Source organism: Pseudobacter sp. (genome assembly GCF_051955275.1).
In the GTDB taxonomy this organism is placed as follows: Bacteria; Bacteroidota; Bacteroidia; order Chitinophagales; family Chitinophagaceae; genus Pseudobacter.
This window is the reverse complement of sequence record NZ_JBQCGW010000201.1, coordinates 1-4,609: the sequence shown is the minus strand read 5'-3', so window position 1 is coordinate 4,609 and position 4,609 is coordinate 1. Positions and strand designations below refer to the sequence as shown.

7 protein-coding genes are annotated in these 4,609 nt (G+C 47.1%); 3 read left to right on the top strand and 4 right to left on the bottom strand.

The window, feature by feature from the left end:
- The first annotated feature begins 81 nt into the window (after nucleotides 1–81).
- From ACTHMC_RS17555 to ACTHMC_RS17545, 3 genes are all read left to right on the top strand, one after another.
- Complete coding sequence (locus tag ACTHMC_RS17555; RefSeq protein ID WP_440415002.1) at nucleotides 82–504, top strand: VOC family protein; 423 nt, start codon at nucleotides 82–84, stop codon at nucleotides 502–504.
- 2 nt (nucleotides 505–506) lie between these two features.
- Nucleotides 507–1,085, top strand: coding sequence for a YdeI/OmpD-associated family protein (locus ACTHMC_RS17550; protein WP_440415000.1), 579 nt, complete (start codon nucleotides 507–509; stop codon nucleotides 1,083–1,085).
- 69 nt (nucleotides 1,086–1,154) lie between these two features.
- Nucleotides 1,155–1,469, top strand: coding sequence for a hypothetical protein (locus ACTHMC_RS17545; RefSeq protein ID WP_440414999.1), 315 nt, complete (start codon nucleotides 1,155–1,157; stop codon nucleotides 1,467–1,469).
- Nucleotides 1,470–1,509: 40 nt separating this feature from the next.
- Here the strand turns inward: ACTHMC_RS17545 and ACTHMC_RS17540 are convergent, their stop codons facing one another.
- The 4 genes from ACTHMC_RS17540 to ACTHMC_RS17525 all read right to left on the bottom strand — a co-directional run.
- Nucleotides 1,510–2,460, bottom strand: coding sequence for a nitrilase family protein (locus ACTHMC_RS17540; RefSeq protein ID WP_440414997.1), 951 nt, complete (start codon nucleotides 2,458–2,460; stop codon nucleotides 1,510–1,512).
- A 64-nt stretch (nucleotides 2,461–2,524) separates the two neighbouring features.
- Complete coding sequence (locus tag ACTHMC_RS17535; protein ID WP_440414995.1) at nucleotides 2,525–3,316, bottom strand: DUF6597 domain-containing transcriptional factor; 792 nt, start codon at nucleotides 3,314–3,316, stop codon at nucleotides 2,525–2,527.
- Nucleotides 3,317–3,390: 74 nt separating this feature from the next.
- Nucleotides 3,391–4,032 carry a M949_RS01915 family surface polysaccharide biosynthesis protein gene (locus ACTHMC_RS17530; protein ID WP_440414993.1) on the bottom strand — a complete coding sequence of 214 codons (642 nt, stop codon included), beginning with the start codon at nucleotides 4,030–4,032 and terminating at the stop codon, nucleotides 3,391–3,393.
- A gap of 53 nt (nucleotides 4,033–4,085) precedes the next feature.
- Nucleotides 4,086–4,609 (bottom strand): hypothetical protein (locus ACTHMC_RS17525; RefSeq protein WP_440414991.1); only part of this gene is annotated, 524 nt, incomplete at its 5' end.

Here is a 4,609-nt window from a genome sequence, read left to right as displayed (position 1 = left end):
ATTCTTTTTTAAAAGACTGCTGACATAAGGCTGTCACAGTCCGGTTATAGTTTTGATCATGGAAACAATAAAACAATAAAAATGGCACAATCATCCAATCTGCGCGGCCTCAGCACCATCAATTTTTATGCGGATGACCTTTTGGAGGCGAAAGCATGGTATTCCCGGTTCCTGGGCGTTGAACCTTATTTTGCATTCCCACAGGAGGGACCACCCGCTTATATCGAGTTCCGGATCGGAGATTACCAGCATGAGCTGGGCTTTATCGACCGTAAATATGCTCCCAAAGGTTCTGTGACAGGTCCTGGCGGCGCGCTCACTTACTGGCATGTGGACCACCTGGAAGCTGTCTACAACCGGCTCCTGGAGCTGGGCGCCACGGAATATGAACCCATCACCAAACGCGGCAATTCCGGCTTTGTGACAGCCTCGGTGGTGGACCCATTCGGCAATGTGCTCGGCATTATGTACAATCCTCATTATCTTGAAGTGCTCAATAAATAATCATGGAAAAAGAGATCAACATCCTGAAAATAACCACGGCTGCGCAATGGCGGGACTGGCTGGCAAAGAACCATCACACTACAAAACCCGTATGGCTGAAGATGCAACGGAAGAATGCCACAAAAGCAGGACTTCGTTATGAAGATGCCATCGATGAGGCGCTTTGTTATGGATGGATCGACAGCACCAAGCGGGCCTGGGACGAGAATTTTTCCATTCAGAGCTTTACCCCGCGCAAACCCAAAAGCGTATGGTCCGGCATCAACAAGAATAAGGTGAAACGACTGATCAAAGATGGGAAAATGGAAAAGCCGGGGCATGACAGTATCAAAGCAGCAAAGGCCAATGGTTACTGGACCATCATGGATGAGGTGGAGAAGATGGTCATACCGGATGACCTGCAGGCAGGTTTCAACCGCAGCCCGGAAGCCGAGGATTATTTTTTAGCGTTGTCGGATTCAAACAAGAAACTGGTTTTACGCTGGCTGGTGCTGGCGCAAAGGGAGGAAACAAGGAAGTTGCGGATCGGAATAATTATAGAGAGTGCCAGTGAAGGGCGGTTACCGAAGCAATTGGGGTGATTTGAAATGAAATAATGCTTTATGCTGGTTTATTTCGTGTTATAAATTCCGGATCGTATTTTGGAGACATTGAAATCTATAGAATTGGAAGAAAAAGAGCTGGAAATAAGCACAATTACAGGAATGACCATCACTGATATAATTGAAAGTTATGGAAAGGTGGCTGGATGGCTGGATTATTCAGATTGCCTGCTTCAGGATTATCTCTCCCAGGAAAATGACGACTATAGCGGCTATTTCGAACTGAGTAATGGATGCCTGATCTGTCACAGATCCATGGCGCCTTCAGGAACCGGACTTGCCGGACTGCACTGGTATGAAAGCATAAGTAAACTTAAAGAAGAAACAATATTCCGTTATACTGAAAACTATGCCCGTGGCTGAATTGCCCTGGCATAGTTCCTGATACTTCAATGCAAAATACTCACTTCTTATCCAGCCAGGCCACATTCTGTTCCGCCATATGCGGCGCAGCAATCACTGCCCCATACAATTCAGGCCTGCGTGCTTTTTTATACCTGTAGCCGCCTGCTTTCGTCAGTTTATCTTCCGTAAGGGTTGCCACGGCAATATCATTGCCCAATGTGCTGCACTCTGCCATTATCTCTCCAAAGGGATCCAGGACCATGGAACAGCCATTCTTCAGTTGGTCATCATCCATACCGATGGGGTTGGAGAACACAGCATACACTGCATTATCATACGCTCTCGCAGGAAGCCATTTCATTAGCCATTGCCGCCCTTTGGGGCCATCGAATTCAGCCCTGAGAGTTTCAGCATTTGCTACCCGGTCCTGCCAGAGTGCAGCATCTACAAAACCGGCCCCGGGTCTGGGAGAGGGCGTGCACATGGTAACATGCGGCATGAAGATGATATCGGCCCCCATCAGGCTTACAGCCCTTACATTCTCAATGATATTGTTATCATAACAGATCAGGATACTGCATTTCCATCCAAACAGCTCAAAAAACACATACTCATTACCGGGAGTAAGATGAGGATTGATAAATGGATGAAGTTTACGATACTTCGAGATCATCCCCTTCCCGTTCACACATACATACGCTTTGTACAAGGAGCCATCGGCGGTCATTTCAAAGAGACCGGCCAGTATCACGATGTCAACTTCCCATGCAATACGGATCAACTCCTGAATACTTTCACCATCAGGGATGAGTTCCGCCACATCCGCCAGCGCTTCTTTACTGAGATGCCTGGCAAAAGTATACCCTGTGATGGAACATTCATGGAAAGCAATTACCTGCGCCCCTTCAGACTTTGCACGGGTGGCCAGTTCCCGGATCATTTGCAGGTTGTATCTTTTATCGTTACTCCTGTTTTCAAACTGTGCAGTTGCAATTTTTACCGGCTCCATATTTTTCAATTATGATGCAAATTAAAATGCCGTAACAAAAAGGGATTGTAAAAAACCGACAAGCCTAGAATTTGATGAAATTGAGCGCCAGTTGGTCAACCGAATGCTGGTACTGCCAGGGAGTGATGCCGGTATATTTCCGGAAGTCCTTGATAAAATGTGCCTGATCAAAATAATCATGATCATACGCTACGGCAGTCAGACTGCCTGATTTGTGCTGTAGCTTTTTGGCGCTGGCATTGACCCGTACAATGCCGGAGTATTGCTTTGGCGAGATGCCCGTTGCCTGCTTGAATTTCCTTTCCAACATCCGTTCATTCACTTTCAATTCTTTCAGCAATGCATGGACCGGCATACTTCCTTCCGCGCTATTGATCAGCTGAACAGCCTGCTGCAATAAGGGTTCCGGCGCATTCTTCTTATCGATGAGGGAAGAGATCCAGGCATTGAGCTTATTGATACAATTATTCAGATCAGGAGTGGAAAGCAAAGCAGCACTGATCTCATCAATGGAACTGCCCAACAGTTCCTGTGCCGGAAAAAGCCTGTCTGTAAGTTCAGTTGCAGGCATCCTCCAGAGATGAAAAGCACCATAAGGTTGCAATACCACAATGATCCAATGCAGGTCTCCACTGATATCCAGGTCCCGGTACCCACTCAGCTGTCCGTACAACCAGCTTCTCTGCTGCGTTTCCCGTCCACCTGGCTGACGCAGACTGGCATTTCCGGTATTGAATACCAATCCGGTATTGCCATCTGCAAACAAACGAAACCAGGCGGCACGGGGCAGTGCGCCATTCAACACCAGGTAGTGCCGCACGATATGTGCAATATGTGAAGCTGGTTTGATCTGCATTGCGGAGATTGAATGCAAAGATATAAAACCAACGGCCTGGTTGGTTGATCATTTTGTTATGGGAGGTAAGGGCATCAGCCTTCTTTCAGGATCATTTCCTTTTCTGTTCTGATGCGTTGGAGCAACTGATCGATATGCTTGCGGATGGGAACGGGGAGGGTTTTGTATTGGGTATCGAAACGCAACTGCCGGCAATCATCGAGTATGCATTCCACTGCCCTGACTGCATATTTCTTTCCCTTATAAACGACGATAAGCTTCAGGCGCTGGTATTCATCATTTATGTTTACGGAATTGTAAGCAATTACGGGATCGGCATAACCATCGCCATCGAGATCGGAAAAACTACTGTAGCGGTTCCAGAAGAACAGGTGCTTTTCGTTGACCGGCTCTTTCACCAGCACTTCATTGATGACCCATTTTTGAAGGTAACCGCCATGATCATTGAGGAGGCATACGGCCCTGATCTTTGTATTGATGGTGTCTTTGTCTTCCAGATGATCATTGTTTTCGCAGAAAAGCACAGCATACACGCCACCTTTATCCGTGTATTCATAGACGCGGTACACCGGCATTCCCTCATAACGGAGACTGTCGCCAAATGCTGCTCTGACCTCTGCGCGGCTCCAGATCCTGACTGAACCAGGCTGCTGTGCCAATAATGGAAATGAAAGGCTCATCAGAAGAATGAACAGGATGGGTACATGAGATCTCATACTGCAAAATTAGAAGAAAGAAATAAACAGTAAACGGATAACGTCTGAATGGTCTATTTTACGGAATGCGGCGTTGACTCTGCACCACCGGCCGTTCTGATGTTCACCCACCTGGCGCCAAGCAGGCCGGGCCTGTAATCGAGCGACACCTTCTCATCACGATGTACAATGCGGTAGAAATCATTGCTAACCTGTAACTCCAGGTAGCCGTTTTCCATTGGCTGCATTTCCAGTTGAAGATAATAGGATCGGGATTTGGTGCCGCTGCTGCGTTTTTTCAGAATAGTGGTTTCCTGTGTTTCAGGTACAGACCTGTCGAACCCGCAATTGATGACAACAGCTGTACCGTACCCATAACCGAAAAAGAAAACAGTGATGAGAAACATGAAAAAGTAATCTACATTGCTCCGGATGGAAAAATATTTTCTTCCATACATGACAAAGGCGGCCAGTACCCCGGTGATCAGGATAGCAGGCAGCCAGATATTGCTATGGTCGGTGATATTGTAATCAACGATAGCTGCAAGTCCCAGTCCGAATGAGGGTCCCAGGAAAGCGAAATTCAGTTTTGCATAAG